Source organism: Paracerasibacillus soli (genome assembly GCF_042432965.1).
GTDB lineage: Bacteria > Bacillota > Bacilli > Bacillales > Amphibacillaceae > Paracerasibacillus > Paracerasibacillus soli.
Genome location: NZ_JBHLWL010000040.1, coordinates 226730 through 252636, shown reverse-complemented (window position 1 = coordinate 252636; position 25907 = coordinate 226730). Strand labels below are relative to the sequence as shown.

Genomic DNA, 25907 nt, shown 5'->3' with positions numbered 1-25907 from the left:
CAGGTTATATGAATTCTTACGGTATTTTTAATGAAGATAAAGAAAAGGGGGAAGACCATGCTAAAAAAAGTAAAATATAACAATTTGCCGATTGGATGGAAATATACGCTTGTATTTATGCTTATTATTATCCTTTTTGGTGGTTCTGCTGGTACCGTATCATACTTAATTAAAAATATAGGAAATGGCATTCATGTAGTGAATACGAAGAGTGATGAGGCGATAGGCATTACCGAAATGGGTTCTTTAGTAGGTGCAAAATCTATTTATCTGCTTAACTATTATTACACAGGTGAAGAAGAAAATGTAGAAAACTTTAAAGCCGAAAATCAAAAGTTTAATGATATAAAAAATGAAGTTGAAATATTGCTTACGACAAAAGAACAAAGAGAATTACTTCATGAGATTGTAACTAGTGATTTGGAGATAAATCGGATTCTTAATTTTTATATTGTCCCCGCTATTAAAAATGGTAATCAGACATCAGCAGCTACTTACCTTAAAAACGCCGATCAACTACGTTTAGAGGCAATTAGTAAGATAGATGCACTTAAGGAAATTGTAAACAAGGAACGTGCTCAAGCTATTCAGCATGCTAATAATCGACAGTTTTATACATTTGTAATTCAAATTGCATTTGCAGTTGCTTCATTAATTTTAGGTGGTATTTTGTTATTCTTTATAAGTAGAAATATATCTAAAGGATTACAACATGTTGTGAAGATGAATGATGAAATTGCAAAAGGCAATTTAAGTGTCATTAAAATAGCGGATGAGAGAAATGATGAGATAGGTTTTCTTGCTCGGGCTGCTAATCAAATGCGTGATACGTTAAAGACAATGTTTGAGCAAGTAGAAAGAGTGTCTGTCTCTGTTAGTAAACGGAGTGAAATGCTAAACGGTACCGCACGTGAAGTAAAAACAGGCACAGAGCAAATTGCTATCACAATGGAAGAACTTGCTTCAGGAACGGAAGTGCAGGCAACGCAAGCAGGGGAAATATCCAGTTCCATGCAATCTTTTACAAATATGGCACAAGAGTCAAATGAAAATGGTAAAGTAATACATATGGCATCCCATGAAATTCTGAACATGACAGAAGAAGGTATGACATTAATTACACAGTCAACTGAACAGATGAAAAAGGTGTTTCAAATTGTACAAGATGCAGTACAAAAGGTAAAAGGTTTGGATGATCAGTCCAAACAAATTTCTCAATTAGTTAATATTATTCAAGATATTGCGGACCAAACCAACTTACTAGCTTTAAATGCAGCAATTGAAGCGGCAAGAGCGGGTGAACATGGTAGAGGATTTGCTGTTGTGGCAAATGAAGTGAAAAATCTTGCAGAACAAGTATCACAATCAGTTACGAGTATTACGGATATTGTGAACAACATTCAAACGGAGTCTAATGCTGTTGCGACATCCTTACAAGCTGGGTACAAGGAAGTTACTTTAGGTACAGAACAAATCAAAACAACAAATGATACATTTAATGGTATATCAATGTTTGTAAATGAAATGACAACTTATATTGAAACAGTTACAAAGAACTTAGAAGAAATGGCAGCGAAAAGTAGTGAAATGAATAGCTCTATTCAAGATATAGCTGCAATATCTGAAGAAACTTCTGCTGGTGTCGAACAAACAACAGCTTCCATTCAGCAAACAAACGGAGCGATGGAGGAGTTTTCAAATAGTGCAAATGAGTTAGCTAAAATGGCAACAGAATTAAATGGATTGCTTGATCAATTTAAAATGTAAGTTGGAGTAAGCAGGGCAGTAAATAGCTGTTCTGCTTTTTTGCTTGGCATTTTAAATAAAAGTAACACGTTAACTAATTTTTTAAAAGGTACGGAAGAGTGTGAATAAACATCAAAGCTATGGTATGATACGTTAAGAAAGATGTATGAATGTTGAATTTAAATGAAAGCGGATTCAACACCGGGTTTTTAGTCTATTTCTAAAAAAGTTCTATTTTGATTTAGATTTTGAACCAAAATATAGGAAATGACTTGCAGCTGTTTGATCGAGGGTCGGGAAAGGATGATAAAATGAGTACGAAGTATCAACTAGATACGTTTAAATCGAAACTTACAAACTATTTGGAGCGTGAGAATGCGTTAAAAGGTTCATGGGTTGGGTTAAGTATACGCTCTGCTGGAACGGGAGAACTGCTATATAGTCAATTAGGGGACCATCGGTTTAAGCCTGCATCGAATATGAAATTACTAACTGCTGCGACGGCTTTATCGGTACTTGGAGAAACTTATACGTTTTCAACGGAGATATGGTATGATGGGACAATTGAACAAGGAACTTTACATGGGAGCCTATATATAAAAGGTAAAGGTGATCCTACATTACTTCCAGAGGATTATGATCAATTTGTAAAACAGATCAAGAAAGCTGGGATAAATAAAATTACTGGAAATATATTTGCTGATGATTCTTGGTATGACGCGGTTCGTTTGTCAGCTGATATGATATGGAGTGATGAACAATGGTATTATGGTTCGCAGGTATCAGCACTGACGCTTGCACCAAATGGTGATTATGATACGGGAACAGTGATATTAACAATAACTCCAAATAAACGATTAGGTGAAAAACCGTCAATTTCTGTATATCCGAAAACAGATTATGTACAAATCTTTAATGAGGCTGTCACTTTACAAGAAGCTGAAGAAGAAGATTTAATAATCGATAGAAAGCATGGTAAAAATGATATTACGATTTCTGGTCATATCGGAATACATGATGAACCCCGAAAAGAATGGCTTGCTGTATGGGAACCAACTTTATATGCGATAGCATATTTAAAAGCAGCATTAAATGAGAAGGGAGTAAAGTTAGATGGCATATTGACTAGGGGAACTGTTGGACAAACAGCTAAGAAGATATATACCCATCATGCAATTCCACTTGCAGAAATCATCGTACCATTCATGAAATTAAGCAACAATGGAATTGGTGAAATACTTGTAAAAGAAATGGGGAAATATGTACATAACGAAGGTAGTTGGGAAAAAGGCTTGCAGGTTTTACAGTACACATTACAAAAAGAATTTGGACTTGATATTCGTAACCTGCAAATAAGGGATGGATCTGGAATTTCTCATATTAATTTGATACCCCCCAATGAAATTACAAATTTACTTTATCGTGTAAAAGAGAAAAAGTGGTTTTCCACATTTCTTCAATCACTTCCAATTAGTGGTGAGGAAAATCGCTTAGTTGGAGGAACGTTACGAAATCGTCTGCAAGGTTTCCACGTGCAAGCTAAAACAGGGACAATTTACGGCGTTAGCACTTTAGCCGGATATGTGGATGAAATCATATTTTCAATTATGTTAAATCACATGCTCGACGAGGAAGAGGGACCACTAATCGAAGACCATATTATAAAATTAATCACAACATATTTAAAAAGACAATGAAAATAGTTTTAATATGTTGCAAGTCTTTTTTCATTATGTTATGATACGTTTTGTACAAATGACCAAAACGACCATTTAGTCACAAGAGGAATGAAGGTGAACGTCATTGGCAATTGACCGTAAACAACAAATTGTAAATGCAGCGACAAACTCATTTTCTTTGTTTGGTTATAAAGCGACGACAATTGATCAAATTGCGAAGCTTGCTAACGTTGGGAAGGGAACCATATATACATTTTATAAAAACAAAGAAGAGCTTTTCGGTGAAATCATTTCCTACTTAATTCATGAAATGAAAACTGCAACAGAAGAAGTTTTAGATGAAAGCCTGCCTTTTTATGAAAAAGCAGATCGTGCTCTATTTAAATTATTAGAGTTTCGAACAAAGCATCAACTAATGATAAAACTTCTTCAAGAAGAAAAAGAAATGGGAACACCATTGGTAGCGGAAGAGATTCAACGAATTGAAAATACCATTGTAAATTATATAAAAGGTATCGTTCAAAGAGGAATTGAGCGCGATGAAATAAAGGAATGCAACCCAGAAATTACAGCCTTTGTCATGTTGAAACTTTATATTGCACTTATTTTTGATTGGGAACAATCAAGGCAACCTTTAGAACAATCGGAGATCTCCAAGTTATTTAAATTGTACTTGTTGGAAGGATTATCGAAATGATAATCCATTGTTTTCTTTTTTTAATGACCGCCTGAACAAAGTAGTCATAAATATTGTTGGGGGACAATATTATATTGATATATATTTTTTTTTAACCACCAATGACTAAATGGTTAAAATGGTCATAAGTTTGAAGGGAGTCTATAATTGTATGGAAAAGTCGATGTTTTTAGCGGAACTGAAGCGCATTTTTACAAATAAAAAAGTGCTCATTCCAATTATTGCTGTTATATTTGTTCCGATACTTTATGCAGGGATGTTTCTTTGGTCTTTCTGGGATCCGTATGATCACTTAGATGATATGCCAGTTGCTATCGTTAATGAGGATACAGGTGCAACATATGAAGGGGAACAGTTAGATTTAGGTAATGAACTTGTTGATAAGTTAAAAGAAAATGATGAATTTCAATTTCATTTTGTTTCAAAAGAAGAAGGTTATCGGGACTTAGAAGATCGTGAATATTATATTTTAGTTGAGATACCAAAAGACTTTTCCAAAAATGCAACAACATTAATGGATCATAACCCTAAGAAGTTACAGCTAAAATATGTTCCGAATGAAAGTCATAACTTTCTTTCCTCCCAAATCGGAGAAACAGCTGTAGACCAAATAAAGTCTGCAATTGCTAGTGAAGTATCTGCAACATATGCTGAAAATATGTTTGATCAAATTTACGATGTTGCAGATGGACTGCAAACAGCAAGTGATGGCAGTAAGGAACTAAATGATGGCGCAGTAAAACTAGATGATGGTGCAAAGGAAATAAAAGATAATTTAGAAGTATTAGCAAGTAGTTCAATCGAATTTGAAAATGGTGTTACAAAAGCACATGAAGGTGTTCATGAACTCGAGACCGGTTCGAAAACATTAGCGGATGGAATTGGACAATTATCTGATGCCGGTGATCAGCTATACGGAGCTTCTAAAGATGTTCAAAAAGGTTCAGAAACGTTAAAACAAGGCGTTTCACAGGCACATGCGGGCATTCAAGAAATGAATGAGAAAGTTCCCGAATTGGTTAGTGGCACAAATCAAGTGCAACAAGGGTTAAAACAATTCCAACAGCAACTACCTATACAAATGGCAGGGCAAATTGGAAATGAATTACAAGCTAGTGCTGGGAAAATGAATGAAGGTATAAACGAATTAAATAAAGGAATTAATAAAGGTTTAAATGAACAATTTGCACCTTCATTGGCTGGCGGTTTAGCTAAAAATATGAGTGAATCAATAGCAAAAAGTACGATTACATCTCAAACTGAACAAATTGAAAATATTGTTACTTTATTAAAAATGAATCAAGTAGATGAACAAGTAATACAGACAGTCGTACAGCAGTTAAAAGAAGCTTCCCCTAGTGAAGAACAATTACAAAAGGGGCTACAAGCGGAACTACAACCTAAAATTGAAGCTGGAGTAAAACAAGGGCTATCCCAGTTTACACCACAAGTAGATAAAGGTTTTGCTCAATATAGCGCAGAAGTAAATAAACAATTAACTGGAGCAACAACTGGTCTTGAAAGTCAAATTAAAAAGGCTGTTGATCCAACATTCAACCAACTAAGTGGCGGCCTAAATACAATCAATGCTGGACAAAAAGCTTTAAAAGCTGGCATAACTGAACTAGCTCAAGGTGCATCCCAACTTGATGAAGGAACAAATGCTTTAGCTTCAGGTCAGCAAGAATATGTTCGTAATATGCAGATGTTTACCGAAAAGCTACAAGAGGCGAAACAAGGTGGAAATGAACTTGCTGCTGGAACCCATGAGTTAAATAATGGAATGGTTGAGTTAGCAGATGGATCTGAAAAGATAGCAGAGGGTTCTGGCCAATTAGCAGATGGTTCAAAAGAGCTTGCGTCTGGTAGTTCCGAGTTACAAGATGGTACGGAGGAGCTACACAGTAAGTTAGATGAAGCCGCGAATGAGGCGAGCGACGTAAATGCAACTGATGAAACATATGATATGTTTGGTAATCCAGTAGAGATGGAGAAACATGAAATCAATACAGTACCGAATTATGGAACAGGGTTTGCTCCATATTTCATCTCATTAGGTTTGTTTGTCGGGGCGCTACTCATTACAATCGTGTTTAATTTGAGTGAGCCAGCTATTCAACCGCAAAATGGCATATCATGGTTCTTAAGTAAATTTGGTGTGTTATTATTAGTAGGTGTTGTGCAGGCAATTTTAGTAGATTTAATTTTATTACTTGGATTAGGACTTGAAGTGGAAAATATTCCATTATTTATGATGACAACCATTATAACAAGTCTGGTATTTATGACGTTAATTCAAGTACTAGTGACATGGTTGGGAGACCCAGGTCGATTTATCGCCATCGTCATTCTTATCCTACAATTAACGACGAGTGCGGGAACATTCCCATTAGAATTAATTCCGAAAGCAATCCAACCGATTAATGCCGCTTTACCGATGACATATACAGTTCAAGCATTTAAAGCTGTTATTTCAAGTGGTGATTATTCCTTTATGTGGCATAATATCGGAATACTGTTTATCTATATCGTAGTATGTACTGCTTTAACTGCTACTTATTTTATCGTGAAAAGCAAGAAAAATGGTCATGCATATGACGAGGATAAGGTTACAGCATAGATCTTTAAAAGCTGATAGAAAAGTCTTTTAGAATGAATAAACCGCATGGAACCATTTGGTTTCATGTGGTTTTATTATTATTATGTCTGAACGTCAGTTAATTCTATCTTAAATTATATCGATTATGCATTCATAAAAATGGTTCTGATTATCAATTTGAAAGATAATCAGAACCTTTATTTTGTTATTCCTGGATAGTTATGTTCCAGTTACGCTATTTATTAAATTACGCTTCATCATTAGATAAGTTTAGTACCTCAAGAATTTTAAAAAATAAACTTAGTCCAATTCCAACAACTGTTGCTAAACCCATTCCAGTTAATTCAACATTCCCCCATAGTTTAATGGACGCACCACTAATACCAATAACAAGGACAACACAAGTTAAAATTAGATTTTGTGCCTTACTGTAATCAATTTTTGCTTCAACTAGCATACGTATTCCACTTGCGGCAATAATTCCAAATAAGAGCAAGGAAATACCACCCATTACTGGAGTAGGAATGGAAGAAATTAAGGCAGCCAACTTACCAACGAATGAAAGAATAATTGCACATACTGCGGCACCGCCGATTATCCATGTAGAGTATACTCTAGTAATCGCAAGAACACCGATATTTTCTCCATACGTCGTATTCGGTGTCGAGCCAAACAAGCTTGATAGCATCGTAGAAACACCATTTCCAATAAAGGAACGGTCTAGTCCTGGATCTTTCATTAAGTCCTTTTTTACAATATTACTTGTTACAAGTAAATGTCCGATATGTTCTGGTATTAAAACTACTGCAGCAGGTAAAATGATGACGATAGCCGACCAGTCAAATTTCATTGTGTAAATTTCAGGAAGCGAAAACCAGGATGCTTCCTTTACTAAGCTCCAATCAACTAATCCAAATCCCCAAGCAATTAAATAGCCAGCAATAATTCCAATTAATATTGGTATTATTTTCAAAAATCCGCGCAATGTAACCCAACAAACGATTGTTATAAGTAATGTCAAAAATGAAACGAGCGCGACTTTGGAATCCATGACCCATACAGATGGATTGATGTCTTCTGGAGCAATCCAACCAGCCATTTCGGTAGCAACCGGAACAAGCTCTAGCCCAATTACAGCTACAATTGCCCCCATTGCTGCCGGAGGAAAAACAATATCAATCCATGATGTTCCCGCTACTTTAATAAGTAGACCAACAACTGCTAATATCAACCCAACAACTAAAAAACCTGCTAATGCATATTGGTATCCTTCAACCCCAGAATAATGCCCTAGAACGACTAACACTGGGGAAATAAATGCAAAACTTGATCCTAGATAAGCGGGAATCTTTCCTTTCGTAATAAAAAGGTAGAGTAGCGTTCCAATCCCATTCATGAGAAGAATGGTTCCGGGATTTACCCCAAATAAGATAGGAACTAAAACAGTTGAACCGAACATTGCAAATAAGTGCTGTATGCTTAAAGGTAAACTTTTAAGAAGCGGTAACCGTTCATCAACTTGTATTTCTTTGTAATTTGCCAAACCTATCACCTTTTTCATTTATTTGTTCATCAGTTACCGTTTAAGCAATAGAAAAAGCACTTCACCACAAATGGCAAAGTGCGAAATAAACAGATTCATAGGATGAGAGAAAAGAGTCATACTACTCATTGCTTTGAATCCGTAACACCTTGCCAGTCTCACAGGACTGATTTAAAGGTAACCGTATGAACTTAATATATACTATACCACAAGTCTGAGATATTGAAAGTAAAATTATCGATAACATTTGTCTTATATTAGAAGAAAACGAAAACTCTACATATAAAAATGAACGAAGAGATAAATTTATGATAAAAAAAGTAAAAATGATTATAATATATTTAACAAAAATTATCATTAGCAGACATAATATTCTTAATATGTGTCAAACTAGTTAACATCATTAGCGTATTTAAAAGAACTTTGTTATGATAAATATGTACTTTTTGAAGTATAAAAGGCGAATTTATTTCGATGTAAAAAAGCGAATTAATATATATTACTTTAAAAGGTAGTTCGCTTTAAAAAAGGAAGGTGGATTTATTATGAGTAAGCCAAAAATTGTCGTGCTTGGTGCAGGATATGCTGGATTAATGACGACAAAAAAACTAGCCAAACAATTGGCGCCAGAAGAAGCTGAACTCGTACTAGTTAATAAACATAATTACCATTATGAAACAACTTGGTTACACGAAGTTGCAGCTGGAACGATTAATCACAATCAAGCAAGATTTATGATTAGTGATGTAGTTAATCCAAATCGAGTTCGCTTAATTTACGATTCAGTAGTAAAAGTAAATAAAGAGGAAAATAAAGTTGTACTTGAAAATAGTGAACTTACATACGATTATCTTGTAATTGCACTAGGCTTTGTTACGAATACATTCGGAATAAAAGGAATGGAAGAAAATGCATTCTTTATTCAGGATATTGATGGTTGTCAACTAATTCGTGACCACATTGAGTACAAGTTTGCACAATATAAAAATAGTGAAGAGAAAAATGATGATGATCTAACCATTTTAGTTGGTGGCGGTGGTTTCACAGGCATTGAACTTGTTGGAGAATTAGTTGAAAAAGTGCCACAACTATGTAAAAAATATGATATTGATCGTAGAAAAGCACGTATCATTAATGTTGAGGCAGCACCATCTATTTTGCCTGTTTTCGAAAAAGACCTTGTTGCTTATGCTAAGGAATCTTTAGAACGTCGTGGTGTTGAATTTATGATTGGGACTAAAATTACCGAATGTACTGAAGAAGGTTTCGTTGTTGGTGATGATAGCGAACTTGTTAAAGCCGGTACGATTGTTTGGACAGGCGGTGTAACTGGTAGTCCGGTACTTTCTGAATCAGGCTTTGAATTAAATAGAGGCAAAGTTACAGTGAACGGTGATCTACGTGCCCCAGGTGAAGATAATATCTTTATTTTAGGAGATTGTGCTTGGGTGATGAATGAAGCAGAAGGACGCCCATTCCCACCAACAGCACAAGCCGCTATGCAACATGCTACAACATGTGCGCATAATATTGCCGCATTACTTCACAACGAGCCTTTACAAAACTTTATTTTTGATGATAAAGGAACGGTAGCTTCATTAGGTATTACTGACGGTGTTGGAACAGTATTTGGTGGCACTAAATTAACTGGTAAACCTGCTGCAACGATGAAGAAAGTAGTCGACAACCGCTCAATATTCTTGTTCGGTGGTGTCAATTTACTTCTTAAAAAGGGGAAAGTTCGTCCATTTTAATTCGTAATTTAGCTCCAAAAAAAGGGAGGAAATGTATATGAAACGAGGTTCATTTTATTTTCTACTAAGCATAGCATCATTAATTGGCTATATGTTTGTAAGTAGAAAAATGGAAGACACGCGAGATTTTCGCTAATGATATGAAAACCACTTTAGGTAAAGCTAAGGTGGTTTTTATTTTAGCTTTTTTTACTCTAGTAATGGAATAATTAATAAAAAATATTCATTTTAAACGTTTTACCTCAAAAGGCACTTCCTTTCCATTAATACCATACCGAACCCTCTATTTACTATTCATATGACGATTAGAATTAGTTGTGATACATGAAATTGTATGATTTATATCATACTAAGTGTAGAGGAGGCAAGCAATGCGTAAAATTAACATACTTCTGTTTTCAATTTCTATCGTTTTATTTATTCACCCAAGAGGAATTAGTGCGGAACAACTTATTATTAAAGATGATAACATTAGTGAAACAGTTTTGTTAGACCATTTTACAATGCCATTTCCTACAGATTTGTTTTTGGATTTACATAAAGTAAATTTGCTTATGGACCGACTAGAAGAACAAGTATATAAACAACCAAAGAACGCAAGGTTCGATCAAGACAACAAGATGATATCAGCAAAAACGGGTAAAAAGTTAGATCGTAATCAATTTATTGATGATTTTTATAGTCAATTTTATCTACGGCAAGAAGAATTTCTACACATTCCTAAAAGGGAAGTAGCCCCACGGGTAGATGATGAATTACTTGAAAGTATTAGCAAAAATAAAATACATACCTATACAACTATGTACCAAGAAACAAATAAAGAACGTTCACAAAATATAAAAATTGCAACAGCAGCAATTGACAGCTATGTTCTATTTCCTGGTGAATCATTTTCGTTTAATAAAGTCGTTGGACAACGAACGGAAGAAAAAGGATATAAACGTGCCCCAGTAATCGTTAAAGGTGAATTAGCAGAAGATATCGGTGGAGGTATTTGCCAAGTTTCATCGACATTATTTAATGCTGTTAATTTGAAAGGTATCCAAATGATCGAACGGTACTCTCATAGTCGAGAGGTTCCATACGTTCCACCTGGTAAAGATGCGACAGTAAGTTGGTGGGGACCAGACTTTGTTTTTAAAAATGAATATAACCAAGCTTTATTAATTCGTGCCTCAGCAAAAAATGGCAGAATGACGGTGGATATTTATTCATCGGAAAATATGAAAATCAAATAAATTTAGTCCCTCGTTTAAAACTAGCTAAATATAGTAACAATGGTGAATAGAATGGAGGGAGTTTCATGCTAGAAATTATAAATATAGATAAAGCGCTAACTAAGGTATTGGAAAAGCATAATTTTGAAGGATTATCTATCCTACGAGAGGAATTTAAACGAGGGCATTACCCGAATGTTGTTGCCAAAATAGGGGATTTTAGAAAACAAAATAAAGTTGGATTAGATGTAGAACATTTACTCTGCTATATGGAAGCAATTTCTTATGCAGAGATGAAAGAATATATTTCCTCTAAAGAAATAATTCAAAAGCAATATGAACAAAGGACCAATGCTACAAGCGATGAACTGATTATATTAGGCCAAATCGCTTTTTTAAGCGATCATAAATTATGTCGACGAATTATGTCGAAAGTCGTCATGATGTGTGAAAGAGAAGGAGCAAATGAAATAAAACTTGCACGTTGTTATATGATTCTTGGGGAAGCAGAGGAGAATTTGGATAAATTTATTAGGGCGAATAAATATTACAAAAAGGCCTTAAAACATTTTGATAATCTTGCCGAAGATAAATATCAACTCATTTTGCACTTCAAGATTGGCCAAAATTATGCGAAAGTTAACGAAGTAGAAGAGGCAATTGCTTATTTGACTAAAGCTCGTGCAATTGCTGAACAAAAGAAAGAACATAATGTGTTGCTTCATAGTACGATTAGTCTTGCGAAATTATACACATTGGAAGAAAATAAACAGCTTGTTTACAACTTGTTAAAAGAAGCTTTAACAATATTGAGTGAAGGAAACAATCGTAACACAGTCTTATTTGCTGAGGTTTTAACAGACATTGGTTATTATCATTTTTATGATGAAAACTATGAGTTGGCGATACCGTTCTATGATCAGGCAACACGTCTATATGAACAGCAAGTTCTACGCCCATCTACTAAATTAGGGATGATATATATGCAGTTTGCATACTGTTTTGAAAAACAAAATAAACCAAATCATCTAGTCGCCACAGAATACTATGAAAAGGCGATAACATACTTTAAACAAGGTAATAATCAGCAACTACTCGAAGAAGCATTGGCAGATGTTATTACATACTTTGAACGAGTTAACAATAAGAAGAAGAAACGGCAATACGAGGATAAAATGGTCCAAATGTTGAAAGCTCAATAATAACATGAAATCTATTATCGTTGATTTAAGTAAAGTTGAGTTTCGGGAGCAAGCAATTGATTTATGCATGCTTGGGGTAGAAGCATACCTAAGTCGTCAATGAACCTTGCATAAAGATAAAAGGTACGATATGATTAATAGTGACAAAAAAAGCGAATAGTAGAGCCTCAGGGGGAGCCTATCGGCTGAGAGTGAACGTGAAGTTCAGACCCTTTGAACCTGTTAGTTAGAACTAGCGTAGGGATGGTGGCTTTTTTGATGGTTCATAAGCAATGTTGTGAGCGGAATTTTTCCCATCAGGAAGCTTCCCCTTGGCATTGCTTTTTTTGCGTTGTTTTAACAACACTATGAGGGGGAGGAAGTTTGACGTGGATAGACAGCGCACATTATTTTTAATAGAAGTTGCTTTGTTTACAGCTTTAGCATTTATTCTAGACAATGTACCGTTCTTAAAATTTAAAATCTGGGGGAATGGCGGTTCTATATCACTCGTGATGATACCGATTTTTCTTATCGCTTTTAGATGGGGATTAAAGGGTGGTCTGTTAGCTGGATTTTTATTAGGCTGTTTAAAGTTACTTTTTGGTGGGTATATTTTAAACCCGTTTCAAGTTCTTATAGAATATGGTCTCGCCTTTACAGTATTAGGATTTGCTGGTATCTTTGCGCGCAAAATTAGTGAGGCAGTAAAAGATAGACAAATAAAAACATACTTATCTTATATAACGGCAGGTATCATATTAGGATCTGTCTTACGTTTCTTATGTCACTTATTTGCAGGTGTTATTTTTTGGGCGGAATCAACTCCAGATGGTTGGAATTACTGGGCATGGTCATTTATGTATAATATTTCATACATGTTACCGTCCACAATTATTTGTGTATTAGGTACATTTTTGTTATTTAATCAGCAACCAAAAGCATTACTTAAAAAGGCAGTGTAACAAACATGCTCCGCTCACAAGTAAGGGATAATCCTAAGAAAATGGGTTATCCCTTTTTTCATCATTATGATCGGATTTTTGAATGAAATAATTATAAAAATATAATTGTCTATCCTTCACTATGTTCATATGCGGTGCATAGGTTATAGCACAGTCCATGCTGGAAGGATGGGGTCATGTGGATTTAACTTTAACGCACTTGTTATACGGATTGTTTACATTGGCGATTATCGTTACGATGATTTTTCGTAAAGGTGTTGTATTACCGACGCTTTTAGGTACATTTATTATTGCGTGGGTATATAAAGGAAATGTTATTGATGGTTTTACAGCAATTTTCAATGCTAATCTAGTGGCTGCACAAGAGTTATTTAATATCTTTTTAATTATCACGTTTATGTTGGCCTTGCTCCATTCTTTGCGAGATTTACGCGCAGATGAACGGATGATTCAACCAATTCAAAAGTGGATGGTTAATGGTCACATTTCCTTCTTTGTTTTGGTCGTTGTGACGTATGTCATATCTCTATTCTTTTGGCCAACACCAGCTGTTCCGCTTATTTGTGCTCTGTTAGTACCAGCTGCAGTTCGCTCTGGTTTACCGGCAATGACTGCTGCTGTCGCGATTGCGATTGCAGGGCAGGGTATGGCACTTTCTTCTGACTACATTGTGCAAGTAGCTCCTAGTTTATCAGCAAAATCTGCTGGAACTGATATAGGCGCAGTTGCCGATAAAGGCCTTGTGCTCTCGCTTATTTCAGGTGGAGTAGCACTATTATTAGCTTATTTATTTTATCGTAAGTCAATACGAAAACCGAATGATCCAAAAAATGAGACTGATTTACAATCATTGCAATCATCCTCACGTACCAAGAATGAAGCAAATACGTCCTACGTAACATTATGGAGTCGAATCTTTGCGATAATTGTTCCGCTATCTCTTTTATGTGTTGTTATATATATGTTGTATACAAAATTAGGTTCAGGGCGCATGAGCGGCTTAGAGGGAGGAGATGGTGCAGCGTTTGTAGGTGGGGTGGCTGTCATCTTACTTCTTTTATCAACGATTGCTTATGGAAAACAAAAGGCTTTGGATTATATTAGTAATCATATTACGGATGGATTTGTATTTGCATTTAAAGCGATGGGACCAGTTATTCCAATCGCAGGATTTTTCTTTCTGGGAAGCCCCGATTTTTCTGGTAACATTTTAGGAATTGAAGAAGGACCGGCATTTTTATTTGAATTAGTAGAAGCAACGCAAAACTATTTACCTAATAGTGCGTTATTAGCTGCATTAAGTGTACTGATTATCGGGATTATTACTGGATTAGATGGATCAGGTTTTTCTGGCTTACCGTTAACAGGTGCACTAGCAGCAACATTAGAGACAAATGCAATTGACTCAGAGACACTAGCTGCTATTGGGCAAATGGGTGCAATTTGGACAGGTGGGGGAACACTTGTAGCTTGGTCCTCGCTTATTGCGATTGCAGGTTTTTGTGGAGTTTCTGTGTTAGATTTAGTAAGAAAGAACTTTTTACCAGTTATCATCGGTTTAGTAGTTGCCACAGTAGCAGCCGTATTCTTTTTATAAAAGTCAAGTATCAAAAAGGGAAGCATCCTTCTATAACTATCAGCATGGACTTTCGTAAATGAAATGACATGCTGATTTTCTGTTTTCATACTGATTCGCTTAAATTATACATACTGCATGAAACTAACTGTAATACACATAGAAAAGAAGTCATATTATTTGCTGTTGTTATCAGAACTATGGAAAAATAGTGGTGATGAAGAAAATAAGTGGAGGGATGATGATGAAAGCTTATGTTCATGAATATGGAAAATTACTTATAAAAGATATGCCAGAACCAGTTGCAGAAAAAGGAGAAGTAGTTGTAGCAATACGCGCGGCTGGCTTAAATCGACGTGATTTATACATACCAAATCGACGCGGTAATGAAGTTGGGGCATTAATTTTAGGGTCAGATGGAGCAGGCATCATTGCATCGGTTGGAGAAGGAGTAACGAATGTAAAAGAAGGAGATGCAGTCATCATTAATCCGAGTTTGCGTTGGTTTAAGGAAAGTGTAGCACCACCAAAGGAATTTGATATTTTGGGAATGCCCGATAATGGCACTTTCGCTGAAAAAATAGTTATTGATGCTCATCAAGTAGAGAAAAAACCTTCCTTTCTAACGTGGGAAGAGGCAGGGGTTTTAGGTTTAGCTGGATTAACAGGCTACCGCGCTCTCGTCACAAGAGGCCAGATTAAAGCAGGAGAAACGGTGTTTATTCCCGGAGCGGGAAGTGGGGTTGCCACTTATTTAATTCAGTTTGCTAAAAACCTTGGAGCTACTGTTATCGTTTCATCTCGAAGCAAGGAGAAGTTAGCTGCAGCTAAAAAACTTGGTGCAGATGTAGCGGTTGATACAAACGCAGATTGGGAGAAGGAATTGGCAAATTATACGATAGATTTAGTAATTGAAAGCGTAGGACGTGCTACGTTTCATCGTTCATTAAAAGTATTAAAACCGGGTGGTAGAATTGTTGTCTTTGGTGCGACAACAGAAGATACGATAACGTTTGATTTACGAGAGTTCTTCTATGGGCAATATACATTATTAGGATCGACAATGGGAAGTCGTGAGGAATTTCGCAATATGACAAAACATGTTGAAACACATCAAATACATCCTGTAATCGATGAGTTTTTCCCATTGGAGCGGGCGCAAGAAGCGTTTCATAAGTTAGAAGTAAATAAACAATTCGGTAAGATTGGACTAAGTTTTTAATTCGCTAAAATAAGTATGATGAGGCCGGCACAAAAGGATCCGCCCTGAGGGGAGGCAGATCCTTTTTGTTTTTTCTCAACCTCATTGGTTTTTTACTTTAATACGGAAAGAAAAGGCGTAGTGATAATCGTTAATGCTAATATACCTACGACAATTGCGCCGACTTTGCTTTTGCTTTTCCATAGCTCAGTTGTAAAGTGTACCGCATAGAAAAACATGAGAATCATACTAATCCAAATAAATATCTTCATATTTATCTCTTACTCCTTCATTTTTGGTAGCTCTACCTGACGTCCTACATTTTCTACCCTTATATCAACGGAAACTTTTACATCCATATCGGGGTATTTTTCCATCCAATTATAAGCTTTATATTTTGGTATAGTTAAAAACTGTTTTCGAGCGGCAAGTGACCAAGCAAATGGATTACCTTTTAATTCTTCTTTCGTCTTCTTTATCAATTTTTCTATTTTATTATGTAATTGGCTTCTAATGGATTCTTTAAGTTCATGTTGTCTTGTCGTACTATCCGCAAAATCTACCATACTGTGGTTCGTTAGTACATCGACTGCTAGTGGAAGATCAACTGTAATCGTATCATTCTTAATATCAACTTGGACATCCGCCTTCTCACGTTGTTCCACTTTTATTGTCATTTCATATGCGTCGTTAAATGGATCTTCTAATATAAACAACATATCCTCCGCGCTTAATGTTCTTTTTAATAGGATGGAGAGTTTTGTTTCTTCTGTTGTAAGCGTACCAATCATTTTACCTTTCTTAAAAACAGCGGAACCTCCATAATTAATGAAGTTTGTTCTTCCTTCATAAGGGAATTCACCAGCTTTATAATTGGCAGGATTTGAAAGTGGCTGATCTGATTGTTCGGCTGTTGCATAAATCGCTAAAAATAAATCTCCGTCGGCTGCAGTAATTCTAAATAAATCATTTACAACTGAATTAGGAATTTGGCCTGTTTTTGTGTCTTGCTCAAAAACAAATTTAAAGTATTTATGCATTCTTGATTCCAGTACTGGTTGGTTTTTTTCGAAAAATGTTAATGGATCTTCTTTTGTAACCAAAAAGTTTATATCTCTTCTTAATGCGATACCTTTTGTAATATCGTACATCCAACGCATAAAGTTATCTGTTTTGGCAAATTCCTCTGATACAACAAATGCACGTAATATATTGTAAGTAACATCTTTAGCTATGACGGCATTTGCTATATTTTCGGCAGAAATAATATCGCTTGCTTCAAAGGAAATAATTTCGGCAGGTGCGGCATTGGGAGGAGCACCGCCGCCTTGCTGTTCGGTACCATACTCTGGGTTTGCGATAAGATAGGTGACTTGGATGTTATCACTATTATCATTAGGTGATTTATCTAAACCAACAGCTAAAATATAGGCACTTGTTTCAACCTCTGTTCGATCTGCACAACTAGATAATAATAGGCAAAGTAAAAGTAGGGACAATATTTTGTTAAGATTTTGGTTGTATATCATGGTTCTTCTTCTCCTTTAATTTTGCTGCTGTCCATAATAGAAATGGAAAAATATAAACAAAAGGAGTCATATAAATCATCAGTTTATCGCGGATGTGGTACAACGTAAGTGTAGGATAATCTGGAATTAAACCAATAAATATAATAATATAGGCAAAAATCGGGATGAGATACTCAAAGTGTTTAATGTTGAATATTTGTCCAAATATATAAGCAGAAATAAATAAATACACACTTATTCTAATAAACGGGACGACAAGCCAGAAAGGGAAAAAGATTGTTTCAATATTTTCTAGGCTACCAAAGTGAATGAATCGTAATAATTCATGATAAGGATAACTAATTAATTTTGCTGTTTCAAAATCAAATATGACAATAAAGGCGATAAATGCAAAGGTAATCTCTACAATTAGTATAGAGACAGCTATCAATGTTCCTTTTTTGAAACTCTTTAAACTTGACACAAAGGGAATGACGACAAAGAGCAGTAATAAGTCAAATTGTACGGAACCACGTAAAAAAGATTCCTTGATGATTTCTATTTCGCCGGATCCGAAAATGGGAAATAGGAATTCAGATGTACCTTGCATGATACCTAGCACCAATGCGATTAAAAATGCTGCATTAATAATCGGGAATAAAACCCAGGAAATGGAGCCGATATTCTCTATCCCTTTCTTTCCTACATAGGCACAAACCCCCATGAGGACAACGTAAATCCATAGAGGGGCAGTTTCAGGAAAGTACATCGTGGAAATAATATCTGTATATTTTGCTGAATCAAGTACAATCGTATATGAAAAGACAACCCAAATGAAAAGCAATATAATAACTGTTAAAACCTTCCCGAAAAGCTGATTCATATATTCGGCAAAACTTGTCGTGTCAAATTTACTTTGTACCTTAAACATCATCAAAGTTGGCAAGCCAATAAACAAACTTAGAAAAAAGGGTGACATCCAAGCAGCGGTATCTAATCCGGTTATAAATATGACTGGGGTATCATCAGTAATCTTTGCACCTGTCATAATAACTGCAAGTGCAACAAATTCACGAATACCAACTTTACCTTCTGGTTCCAACATGAATTAATCACCTGTCTTTTTTTGTGTATCCTTTGGCTTTATGAAACCTGGGCGAAAACGATCTTTACTCAATATTGTTCGAAAAATTGTATTTTTTGATGGGATGTATGATGGTGTTAATGGTGATAAATATGGTACACCAAATGATTTTAATGAAGATAAGTATGTTAATCCCATGACGAATACTGCCATAATTCCATAAAATCCAAAAAGATAAGCTGCACATATGCAAGCAAAACGCGATATACGAAAGGCGTAGTTAAGGCTATAATCTCCAATGACAAATGAGCATAATCCACCTAAAGCAACTACAATGACGACTACTGGACTGACAACGTTCGCCTGTACTGCTGCTTGACCTAAAATAAGGGCACCCACGATTCCAATCGTTGGACCGATAGGGGTAGGTACACGTAATCCAGCTTCCCTAATTAATTCAAAAGCTATCTCCATCAGAATAATTTCCGCAAATACTGTTAAAGGGACTTTAAAGCGTGCCGATACAATGGCAAAAAGCAAATCGGGCGGAATCATTCCGGCGTGAAAGGTTGTTAACGCAATATAAATAGCAGAGGTAAGCAGGGTAATTAGTAATGCAAGGCCCCGCAAAAAACGCGTGAAATTTCCATAAGGTAAACGTAAATAGTAATCTTCCGCGTTATGGTAAAATGACCAAAAAGTTGCAGGTAAAATTAAGCAATCTGGTGAATTATCCATAATTAACACAATAAAGCCATCTGCAATAAAGGAAGCTGCGCGATCGGGTCGTTCTGTATATAGTATCGTAGGAAAAACGGAATAACTTCTTTCATCTATGTATTGCTCTAATAACGATAGATTTTGTATCATATCAACATCTAGGGAATCAAGTCGTTTTTTTATATTATCAACTAGTTTATCATTAGCTAAATCGTTTACATATAACATAAATACTTCGTTATTCGCACGTTTTGAAATGGACATCGATTCTACAATGAGGTTTTCATTTTTAATTTTTTTACGAATGAGTGAAATATTTGATGAAGCTTTTTCGATGAAAGCTTCTTTTGGCCCTTTGACAACATGTTCATTTTCTGGTTGTTCAATATTTCTAGACTCAAAGTTACCTGCATTAAAAATATATGCAACTTGAAAACCTTCGATAAATAATATGGCATCTCCACCGTTCACATGTTTTATCAAAGACGAGATAGTAGAGGTGGTAGTGATGGTATTTCCGGCTACAATATTTTCAATCTTACTTTCATCTTGATTGCTAATTAAAGGAGAAATGATACTATTTTCAATTTCTTGGATGTCCGTAATTGTTTTAATAAATAGTAATGTAGCTTGTTTTTGTAGTCCGCTTATTTTTAAATTTCTAAACGTAATATCAGAGTTCTTAGGATATGAATATAGCTTTTTAAACGTCTGAATATTATCTTGTAAATTGTCTTGAATTTGTTTAGGTGTTAAAGGATTACCATTACCCGAATTATTTGGATTCTCCTTCTTTTTATCTGGCTGATTCATTAGTTGTTTCACAAACTTAGCTAACATAAAGGACACTCCAATGTAACATCATATAATTAGAATGCCTCGAATGACAGTGTTTATTCATTTACATCACAAAAAGCAAAAAAAAGCTGAGACAAAACCAAATTGTCAGACTCCCTCAACTACTACAATCAGCATGAAACACTGAACTTTTTATTATTTATAGTAGTTGAACGAGGGAGTTAGACTGTCCCAACCTCTTTTTCAAATGTAAAGTAATGAATTTAATTACGAAGATAGTATTGCTTTATCTTGAACGAAGAAGCTTATTTTTACGTATGCTGGACTTGAACCATCCAGTCTTTTCCTTCTAGTTTTCTTGTGACAAGCATGCTTGAAACGGTATCGCCTGTTACGTTTACCATTGTCGCTGGAGGATCGACAACGACACCGATTGCTGAGATAATTGGTAGAGCTTCGATTGGTAGGCCGTATAATGTGACAATCATCATTTCGCCCATGAACCCACCTCCGGGGATACCGCTCATTACAATTCCTGATAATAAACAGATACCAATCGCTGTCAGAAATGTTTGCCACCCGCTAAAGTCCATATGAAAAACTCCAAAGACGAATGCAATTTTTAACATAGCAGACAGACAGGAGCCGTCCATGTGTATTGTTGCACCAAGCGGTAATACAGTTTCTCTGATGTCTTTTGGAACGCCAATGTTTTTGGCAGCTTGTAGGTTAACTGGTAATGAAGCAATACTACTCCCAGTACCTAATGATGTAACAGCAGGAGAAAGGATATTTTTCCAAAAATGTCCGACGCCTTTTTTTCCACCAGCAATAAATGCGTATAATGTAAAGCCAATAAAAAAGTATAATATAGCCACTGGATAATAAATGATAACAGCCTTTGCATAGTCACCAATTAAATCAGCACCAAATTGACCGATTAAGGTAGCGAAGTATGCCCCCAATCCAATTGGAGCTACATACATAATGAGTTGTACAAGTCTCATAAAAACTTCCGACCCACTCACAAGGAATTTAGCAAATGGTTTACCTTTTTCCCCGACTAAACCAGTGGAAATCCCGATTAATACTGAAAATACAATAAGTGCAAGCATGTTTTTTCTGGAAAATAAATCTATGAAATCTGATACCGTGAAAGTTTGTACTAATTGCTCTGACAAAGTTAACTGATCTACTGCTTCAGGTGTTTCCTGTGGAATAGCAGCATGACTTCCAGGTGAAAAGATTACGGTTGCAATTAACATAAATACGGAGGCGATAATTCCTGTTAGAATAAATACGGTCATCATCGTACCCATAATTTTACCTAAACGTTTCATGCTATTCATATTGGCAATAGCCGAAGAAATAGAAAAAAATACAAGCGGTATTACAACCATAAATAATAAATTAATAAATATGTCACCAAGTGGTTTTATGATACTTGCCCGGTCTCCAAAAATGAGACCAATAATGGATCCGATAATAATTGATACAAGTAAAATAATTGGAAAACGGTAGGCTATTAACTTTTCTTTCATACATTTCTTCTCCCTTAAAGAAGTGGTTCAAAAAGTACGTTAAACGTAAATAACGAGTCATTGGCTAATTTTTACACAAATCTATATAGAAGGCTTATTTTCTTCCAAGAATGCAGTGGAGAAATGTATAGCGTAGAATTGTATCAGACCAACGGTATTTTTAAATCCTTGTCCATTATTTTCTTTTTGAACAATCACTTATTTTAGTTTTTGGTTACGTAGTAATTTAACACGTAATCGTAGTTTACACGAAAAAGGGGAGTAAAAAAAGTATTTAATTTTTTAAGTAAGGTGTTACTAAGTCAATTGCAGTTTGTAGTTTTTTGCTATTTTTCTCATACATATCTTTTGACTGCTCGTTTCTTGTTTCCAAAGCAAATAATTCTAAATCAGCTTGGCACTTTTTCATAGTCGCTAAAAGCATAGGCTTTTGGGTGGGACTTGGAACGGCAAGCTTATCATCGTATAAATCGACGGTGAGTTGACCGTCGCTATCGACCTGTCCGAGAAATACATTTTCAATGCTAATATTCATTTTTTCTAGTTCTGTTTCTAGCCAAGTTGGATTTAAGGAAGTATTGGCTAGTGGTTCTAAGAGAACTCTTCCGTCCATGATAACTGTTTGCGGCTCCCGTCTAGGTGGCATTTTGATTCCCAAATCAGCTGCAGTAAGTGATTGTTTGTCAGACTTCGGTAGTACACTTAACGCACCACTAGGCTCAAGAATTGCAAATTCAACATCTGACACTTGAAATATGTTGTTTCTCCGTAAATTTTCAAGTAAGTCGTCAGTGGAATACCGTTCCTGCTTCAATTTATCTTCCATTATTTTACCATTTTGTATCACGACCGTACTTTTACCTTGGGAGAAGTTACGAAAGGCTTTACTCTTTAAAGATAACCATTCGACAAAAAAGGGAATGATAAACCAAATGAACATCGCAATTAACCCATATATTATTGGTGTGTCTAAAACACTTGAGTGGATAGCGACTATTCCGCCTAAAACAATTCCTGAAATATATTCAAAAATATTTAATTGAGATAATTGTTTTTTTCCGAGCCATTTTGTCATGAAAAATAACACGACGACGAGTGCGAAAGCCCTGAGAGCGATTTCTAACCAGTTTGGCATCTTTGTATTTCCTTTCTATTTCTTATATTGCGGTTCTTCATTTATCAACATCGTTAATTGTTGATCAAGATCAAATTTTATATCGTAAATAAGTTTATTTGCTTGCTCTAGTACTTTTTGCGTTTCTTTATTTGTAGTCTGATTAGCCAATATATCCATCGTTGCTTCGATACTTTTAATGCTTGCGTAGCATGATCTGACTTGTGAACCAACTGTCATATTTATCCCTCACTTTATGCTTCAATATTATCCTTTTGGTTTAAATATTAAGGCACCAATCATTCCGAAAATGATCGCTGCAGAAATACCTGAACTTGTTACTTCAAACATACCGGTTATGACACCAATTAGCCCATGTTTTTCTGCCTCTGCCATTGCACCATGGACGAGCGAATTTCCAAAGCTTGTAATCGGAACGGTAGCACCAGCTCCGGCAAAGTCAATTAAAGGCTCGTACCAACCAATGCCATCCAATATTGCTCCTAACACGACTAAAATGCTCAATGTGTGGCCTGGCGTTAGTTTGAAAACGTCAAACATTATTTGACCAATTACACAAATGAGTCCACCAACAACAAAAGCCCAAAAAAAGATCATGAAATATCACTTCCTGACTCAATAGAAACAGCATGTGCAATACATGGAATAGAACCTTTTTGCTGCATAGACATTGGAGAATGTAGCGCCCCAGTTGCTACGGCTAAAATCCGTTTTACTTTTCCTTCCGTTAACTTTTTTAAATAGTGACCGTATATACCAACTGCCGAACTTGCTGTCCCGCTCCCACCGGATAGGACTGGTTGTTCTTCTTTGTAGATGGCTATCCCACAATCTTCGAATTGCTCTTCTTTAATTGGGACACCTTTCTCATGTAGGAGATCAAATGATATTTCCCTACCCACTTTTCCAAGATCTCCAGTTACAATAAGGTCATAATAAGAGTGATCAACACCCATTTCTTTTAAGTGTGTTATAATCGTGTCAACTGCAGCAGGAGCCATGGCACTTCCCATATTAAAAGGGTCTGTAATTCCCAAATCGACTACTTTACCAATTGTAGCCGAAGTGACTACTGGGCCAGAACCTGCTTTAGCAAGGAGGCCACATCCTGCACCAGTTACGGTCCATTGTGCAGTGGGAGGTTTTTGACCGCCATATTCTGTAGGATAACGGAATTGTCGTTCGGTCGCGCTGTTATGGCTTGCGGTGCCACTTAAAATATAATTCGCACCACCGGCATTTATTATAAATGCTGCTAAAGCCAGTCCTTCCATAGAAGTAGCACATGCGCTAAAAATTCCAAAGTATGGTATATCTAATGTTTTGGCAGCAAGTGTTGTTGGTGTTATTTGATTAATTAAATCTCCGCCAATAAAAAATTCTACTTGTTCTTTTTGTATGGGACTATTTTTGATAGCATGTTGGCAAGCCTCTTCCAGCATAACCTGTTGTGCCTTTTCAAAAGAATCTTGCTCTAGCCACGTATCACCGTGTAGAATATCAAAAGCTTCAGGAATCTTTCCTTTCGCTTCAAAAGGGCCACCAACTGTCCCTGTCGAGATAATGACTGGTTTATTATCAAATATCCATGTACGATGCCCTTTCAACATTATAAGCCACCCCATTGTATAAGAATTGTTTTGATGAGGGCGACAATGAAAGCAGAAAAAACACCAAATAAAATAACAGAACCTGCTAACTTAAACATATTGCCACCAACACCTAAAACAAATCCTTCTGATCGATGTTCAATTGCTGCTGAAATAACTGAGTTTCCAAAACCTGTTACAGGAACCGCGGAACCTGCACCAGCAAACTGCCCAATTCTGTCGTATATACCAAATCCCGTTAAAAGCATTGTGATAAAGATTAATGTGGCAACAGTTGGGTTACCAGCTGTTTTCTCTGTAAAATCAAAAAAGTAAATGTAAAATGTCGAAATGAGTTGACCAATTAAACAAATGAATCCACCGACAAAAAAGGCTTTTATACAGTTTTTAATAACAGGTCGTTTCGCCTCTCTTTTTTGTTGAAATGCTTGGTATTGTTGTGCTTCGGGAGTAAGTTTTTTATTTTTATTATTTGCCAATTCATTCACTCTTTCATTAAGTTTGTTCCTTTGATAATGCGATAATTCGCTTCACTTCTTTTTCTATTTGTTTTTTTGTTAATTCATTGTTATTCATTTTATCCTGTAAATCTGATACTTCTAGGTATATTTTTTCATCAGTTGAAATGACGACATTTTTATCATCATGAAGTTGATTTTTAATTTTATTTTTTAGATCTTTACGGATGCCTACTAAATCAAATCGTTTAGCATGGGGAACACGAATTGCAACAATTATGTCCTTCTTTCCATTTGCTGCTTTTACGGATGTAACATCTGCATGTTGTTTAACATAATTGATGACAAATTCAGTGTCTTGTTGGCCATGTTTTGTCGGATTCGCAATATTCGTGAATTGTCTACTTTGGTCTTCGTTTACTGCATTGTCTGAAACCGATTGGCAACCTAATAATAATATAGCAATTACAACAAAAATCTGGATGCGAAATAAATATGACATTGTTTCCACCTTTTTCAAACGTAGTAAGAGGGGAAAAACCCCTCTATTTTAAATATTAATTTAGAAACCTTTGTATTGTGGTTCTTCTTGTTCTATTTCCTTAACACGAGGTTCTACAAGATCCAACACCCTTTGTGTTTGCTCAGCGGCGTCGGTGAACATTTGTTTAGCTTGTTTATTTTCAGTTTGAATAGCAAATGTTTCTAAGCTTGCTTGGGCACTTTTTAATCCGGCTACAGTTTGTTTTAATTGCGTTCCTACTGTCATGAAATGTCCTCCTTGTGAAGTACTTCAATATTATCGTTCATTTTTTATCATCTATTTATGCGTACCATTTCCTGGTTTGAAAAAGTAAAAACAGCACTATGTAAAGCTTGTGCTGTTTGAGAGAAT

23 protein-coding genes and 1 riboswitch are annotated in these 25907 nt (G+C 35.7%); of the genes, 10 read left to right on the top strand and 13 right to left on the bottom strand.

From position 1 onward, the window contains the following. Window positions 1–57 precede the first annotated feature (57 nt). The 4 genes from ACFFIS_RS12345 (at window position 58) to ACFFIS_RS12330 (ending at window position 6742) form a co-directional block, all read left to right on the top strand. Complete coding sequence (locus ACFFIS_RS12345) at window positions 58–1767, top strand: methyl-accepting chemotaxis protein (RefSeq protein WP_390187814.1); 1710 nt, start codon at window positions 58–60, stop codon at window positions 1765–1767. 290 nt (window positions 1768–2057) lie between these two features. Continuing rightward, entirely contained in the window at window positions 2058–3443 is a 1386-nt protein-coding gene (gene dacB / locus ACFFIS_RS12340; protein WP_320378782.1) for a D-alanyl-D-alanine carboxypeptidase/D-alanyl-D-alanine endopeptidase, read from the top strand. 106 nt (window positions 3444–3549) lie between these two features. Continuing rightward, a complete protein-coding gene (locus tag ACFFIS_RS12335) occupies window positions 3550–4122 on the top strand; it encodes a TetR/AcrR family transcriptional regulator (protein WP_320378783.1) in 573 nt (190 codons plus the stop codon). A gap of 151 nt (window positions 4123–4273) precedes the next feature. Next, window positions 4274–6742, top strand: a complete 2469-nt coding sequence (locus ACFFIS_RS12330) for a YhgE/Pip family protein (protein WP_390187813.1) — start codon at window positions 4274–4276, stop codon at window positions 6740–6742. Window positions 6743–6968: 226 nt separating this feature from the next. Here ACFFIS_RS12330 and uraA read toward each other — a convergent pair whose 3' ends face one another. Next, on the bottom strand, window positions 6969–8282 hold the full coding sequence (uraA, locus tag ACFFIS_RS12325; protein ID WP_390187812.1) for a uracil permease: 1314 nt from the start codon (window positions 8280–8282) through the stop codon (window positions 6969–6971). A 527-nt stretch (window positions 8283–8809) separates the two neighbouring features. On the opposite strand from uraA, the gene ACFFIS_RS12320 reads away from it, so the two are divergent. The 6 genes from ACFFIS_RS12320 to ACFFIS_RS12295 all read left to right on the top strand — a co-directional run bounded on the left by ACFFIS_RS12320 (window position 8810) and on the right by ACFFIS_RS12295 (window position 16179). Continuing rightward, window positions 8810–10018, top strand: a complete 1209-nt coding sequence (locus ACFFIS_RS12320) for an NAD(P)/FAD-dependent oxidoreductase (RefSeq protein WP_390187810.1) — start codon at window positions 8810–8812, stop codon at window positions 10016–10018. Between the two features lie 371 nt (window positions 10019–10389). After that, the gene (locus ACFFIS_RS12315; protein WP_390187809.1) at window positions 10390–11256 is read left to right on the top strand and encodes a VanW family protein; all 867 of its coding nucleotides are present in this window, start codon (window positions 10390–10392) and stop codon (window positions 11254–11256) included. 65 nt (window positions 11257–11321) lie between these two features. Beyond that, window positions 11322–12437 carry a tetratricopeptide repeat protein gene (locus tag ACFFIS_RS12310; RefSeq protein WP_390187808.1) on the top strand — a complete coding sequence of 372 codons (1116 nt, stop codon included), beginning with the start codon at window positions 11322–11324 and terminating at the stop codon, window positions 12435–12437. A 160-nt stretch (window positions 12438–12597) separates the two neighbouring features. Beyond that, window positions 12598–12698, top strand: a riboswitch (TPP riboswitch). Between the two features lie 107 nt (window positions 12699–12805). After that, complete coding sequence (thiT, locus tag ACFFIS_RS12305; RefSeq protein ID WP_390187806.1) at window positions 12806–13381, top strand: energy-coupled thiamine transporter ThiT; 576 nt, start codon at window positions 12806–12808, stop codon at window positions 13379–13381. 178 nt (window positions 13382–13559) lie between these two features. Next, entirely contained in the window at window positions 13560–14978 is a 1419-nt protein-coding gene (locus ACFFIS_RS12300) for a hypothetical protein (protein ID WP_390187805.1), read from the top strand. A gap of 223 nt (window positions 14979–15201) precedes the next feature. Continuing rightward, window positions 15202–16179 (top strand): zinc-binding dehydrogenase, encoded by a 978-nt coding sequence (locus tag ACFFIS_RS12295; RefSeq protein ID WP_320378792.1) that lies wholly within the window; start codon window positions 15202–15204, stop codon window positions 16177–16179. Between the two features lie 92 nt (window positions 16180–16271). On the opposite strand, the gene ACFFIS_RS12290 is transcribed toward ACFFIS_RS12295, so the two are convergent. The 12 genes from ACFFIS_RS12290 to ACFFIS_RS12235 form a co-directional block, all read right to left on the bottom strand. Continuing rightward, complete coding sequence (locus tag ACFFIS_RS12290) at window positions 16272–16430, bottom strand: hypothetical protein (protein WP_320378793.1); 159 nt, start codon at window positions 16428–16430, stop codon at window positions 16272–16274. 9 nt (window positions 16431–16439) lie between these two features. Next, window positions 16440–17687: a Ger(x)C family spore germination C-terminal domain-containing protein gene (locus ACFFIS_RS12285; RefSeq protein WP_390187804.1), complete on the bottom strand. Its 1248-nt coding sequence runs from the start codon at window positions 17685–17687 to the stop codon at window positions 16440–16442. Beyond that, window positions 17665–18771: a GerAB/ArcD/ProY family transporter gene (locus ACFFIS_RS12280; protein WP_390187802.1), complete on the bottom strand. Its 1107-nt coding sequence runs from the start codon at window positions 18769–18771 to the stop codon at window positions 17665–17667. Before ACFFIS_RS12280 ends, ACFFIS_RS12285 begins: the two co-directional genes overlap by 23 nt. 3 nt (window positions 18772–18774) lie before the next feature. Beyond that, on the bottom strand, window positions 18775–20310 hold the full coding sequence (locus ACFFIS_RS12275; protein ID WP_390187800.1) for a spore germination protein: 1536 nt from the start codon (window positions 20308–20310) through the stop codon (window positions 18775–18777). Window positions 20311–20579: 269 nt separating this feature from the next. Next, complete coding sequence (locus tag ACFFIS_RS12270; protein ID WP_390187799.1) at window positions 20580–21809, bottom strand: dicarboxylate/amino acid:cation symporter; 1230 nt, start codon at window positions 21807–21809, stop codon at window positions 20580–20582. Window positions 21810–22083: 274 nt separating this feature from the next. Then, the gene (locus ACFFIS_RS12265; RefSeq protein ID WP_320378797.1) at window positions 22084–22944 is read right to left on the bottom strand and encodes a DUF421 domain-containing protein; all 861 of its coding nucleotides are present in this window, start codon (window positions 22942–22944) and stop codon (window positions 22084–22086) included. Window positions 22945–22959: 15 nt separating this feature from the next. Then, a complete protein-coding gene (locus ACFFIS_RS12260; RefSeq protein ID WP_320378798.1) occupies window positions 22960–23163 on the bottom strand; it encodes a DUF1657 domain-containing protein in 204 nt (67 codons plus the stop codon). A 27-nt stretch (window positions 23164–23190) separates the two neighbouring features. Continuing rightward, on the bottom strand, window positions 23191–23541 hold the full coding sequence (gene spoVAE / locus ACFFIS_RS12255) for a stage V sporulation protein AE (protein WP_320378799.1): 351 nt from the start codon (window positions 23539–23541) through the stop codon (window positions 23191–23193). Then, complete coding sequence (gene spoVAD / locus ACFFIS_RS12250; RefSeq protein ID WP_390187796.1) at window positions 23538–24554, bottom strand: stage V sporulation protein AD; 1017 nt, start codon at window positions 24552–24554, stop codon at window positions 23538–23540. Before spoVAD ends, spoVAE begins: the two co-directional genes overlap by 4 nt. Next, complete coding sequence (gene spoVAC, locus ACFFIS_RS12245; RefSeq protein ID WP_390187794.1) at window positions 24554–25033, bottom strand: stage V sporulation protein AC; 480 nt, start codon at window positions 25031–25033, stop codon at window positions 24554–24556. Before spoVAC ends, spoVAD begins: the two co-directional genes overlap by 1 nt. A 16-nt stretch (window positions 25034–25049) precedes the next feature. Continuing rightward, window positions 25050–25514 (bottom strand): hypothetical protein, encoded by a 465-nt coding sequence (locus ACFFIS_RS12240; protein WP_320378800.1) that lies wholly within the window; start codon window positions 25512–25514, stop codon window positions 25050–25052. Between the two features lie 60 nt (window positions 25515–25574). After that, window positions 25575–25781 carry a DUF1657 domain-containing protein gene (locus ACFFIS_RS12235; protein WP_320378801.1) on the bottom strand — a complete coding sequence of 69 codons (207 nt, stop codon included), beginning with the start codon at window positions 25779–25781 and terminating at the stop codon, window positions 25575–25577. Between the last annotated feature and the right edge of the window lie 126 nt (window positions 25782–25907).

Excerpts from the sequence above, each read along its gene's own strand:
- ACFFIS_RS12345 (WP_390187814.1), top strand. The coding sequence starts at position 58 with ATGCTAAAAAAAGTAAAATATAACAATTTGCCGATTGGATGGAAATAT.
- dacB (WP_320378782.1), top strand. The coding sequence starts at position 2,058 with ATGAGTACGAAGTATCAACTAGATACGTTTAAATCGAAACTTACAAAC.
- ACFFIS_RS12330 (WP_390187813.1), top strand. The coding sequence starts at position 4,274 with ATGGAAAAGTCGATGTTTTTAGCGGAACTGAAGCGCATTTTTACAAAT.
- uraA (WP_390187812.1), bottom strand. The coding sequence starts at position 8,282 with ATGAAAAAGGTGATAGGTTTGGCAAATTACAAAGAAATACAAGTTGAT.
- ACFFIS_RS12320 (WP_390187810.1), top strand. The coding sequence starts at position 8,810 with ATGAGTAAGCCAAAAATTGTCGTGCTTGGTGCAGGATATGCTGGATTA.
- ACFFIS_RS12315 (WP_390187809.1), top strand. The coding sequence starts at position 10,390 with ATGCGTAAAATTAACATACTTCTGTTTTCAATTTCTATCGTTTTATTT.
- ACFFIS_RS12310 (WP_390187808.1), top strand. The coding sequence starts at position 11,322 with ATGCTAGAAATTATAAATATAGATAAAGCGCTAACTAAGGTATTGGAA.
- ACFFIS_RS12295 (WP_320378792.1), top strand. The coding sequence starts at position 15,202 with ATGAAAGCTTATGTTCATGAATATGGAAAATTACTTATAAAAGATATG.
- ACFFIS_RS12290 (WP_320378793.1), bottom strand. The coding sequence starts at position 16,430 with ATGAAGATATTTATTTGGATTAGTATGATTCTCATGTTTTTCTATGCG.
- ACFFIS_RS12285 (WP_390187804.1), bottom strand. The coding sequence starts at position 17,687 with ATGATATACAACCAAAATCTTAACAAAATATTGTCCCTACTTTTACTT.
- ACFFIS_RS12280 (WP_390187802.1), bottom strand. The coding sequence starts at position 18,771 with ATGTTGGAACCAGAAGGTAAAGTTGGTATTCGTGAATTTGTTGCACTT.
- ACFFIS_RS12275 (WP_390187800.1), bottom strand. The coding sequence starts at position 20,310 with ATGTTAGCTAAGTTTGTGAAACAACTAATGAATCAGCCAGATAAAAAG.
- ACFFIS_RS12270 (WP_390187799.1), bottom strand. The coding sequence starts at position 21,809 with ATGAAAGAAAAGTTAATAGCCTACCGTTTTCCAATTATTTTACTTGTA.
- ACFFIS_RS12265 (WP_320378797.1), bottom strand. The coding sequence starts at position 22,944 with ATGCCAAACTGGTTAGAAATCGCTCTCAGGGCTTTCGCACTCGTCGTC.
- ACFFIS_RS12260 (WP_320378798.1), bottom strand. The coding sequence starts at position 23,163 with ATGACAGTTGGTTCACAAGTCAGATCATGCTACGCAAGCATTAAAAGT.
- spoVAE (WP_320378799.1), bottom strand. The coding sequence starts at position 23,541 with ATGATCTTTTTTTGGGCTTTTGTTGTTGGTGGACTCATTTGTGTAATT.
- spoVAD (WP_390187796.1), bottom strand. The coding sequence starts at position 24,554 with ATGTTGAAAGGGCATCGTACATGGATATTTGATAATAAACCAGTCATT.
- ACFFIS_RS12240 (WP_320378800.1), bottom strand. The coding sequence starts at position 25,514 with ATGTCATATTTATTTCGCATCCAGATTTTTGTTGTAATTGCTATATTA.
- ACFFIS_RS12235 (WP_320378801.1), bottom strand. The coding sequence starts at position 25,781 with ATGACAGTAGGAACGCAATTAAAACAAACTGTAGCCGGATTAAAAAGT.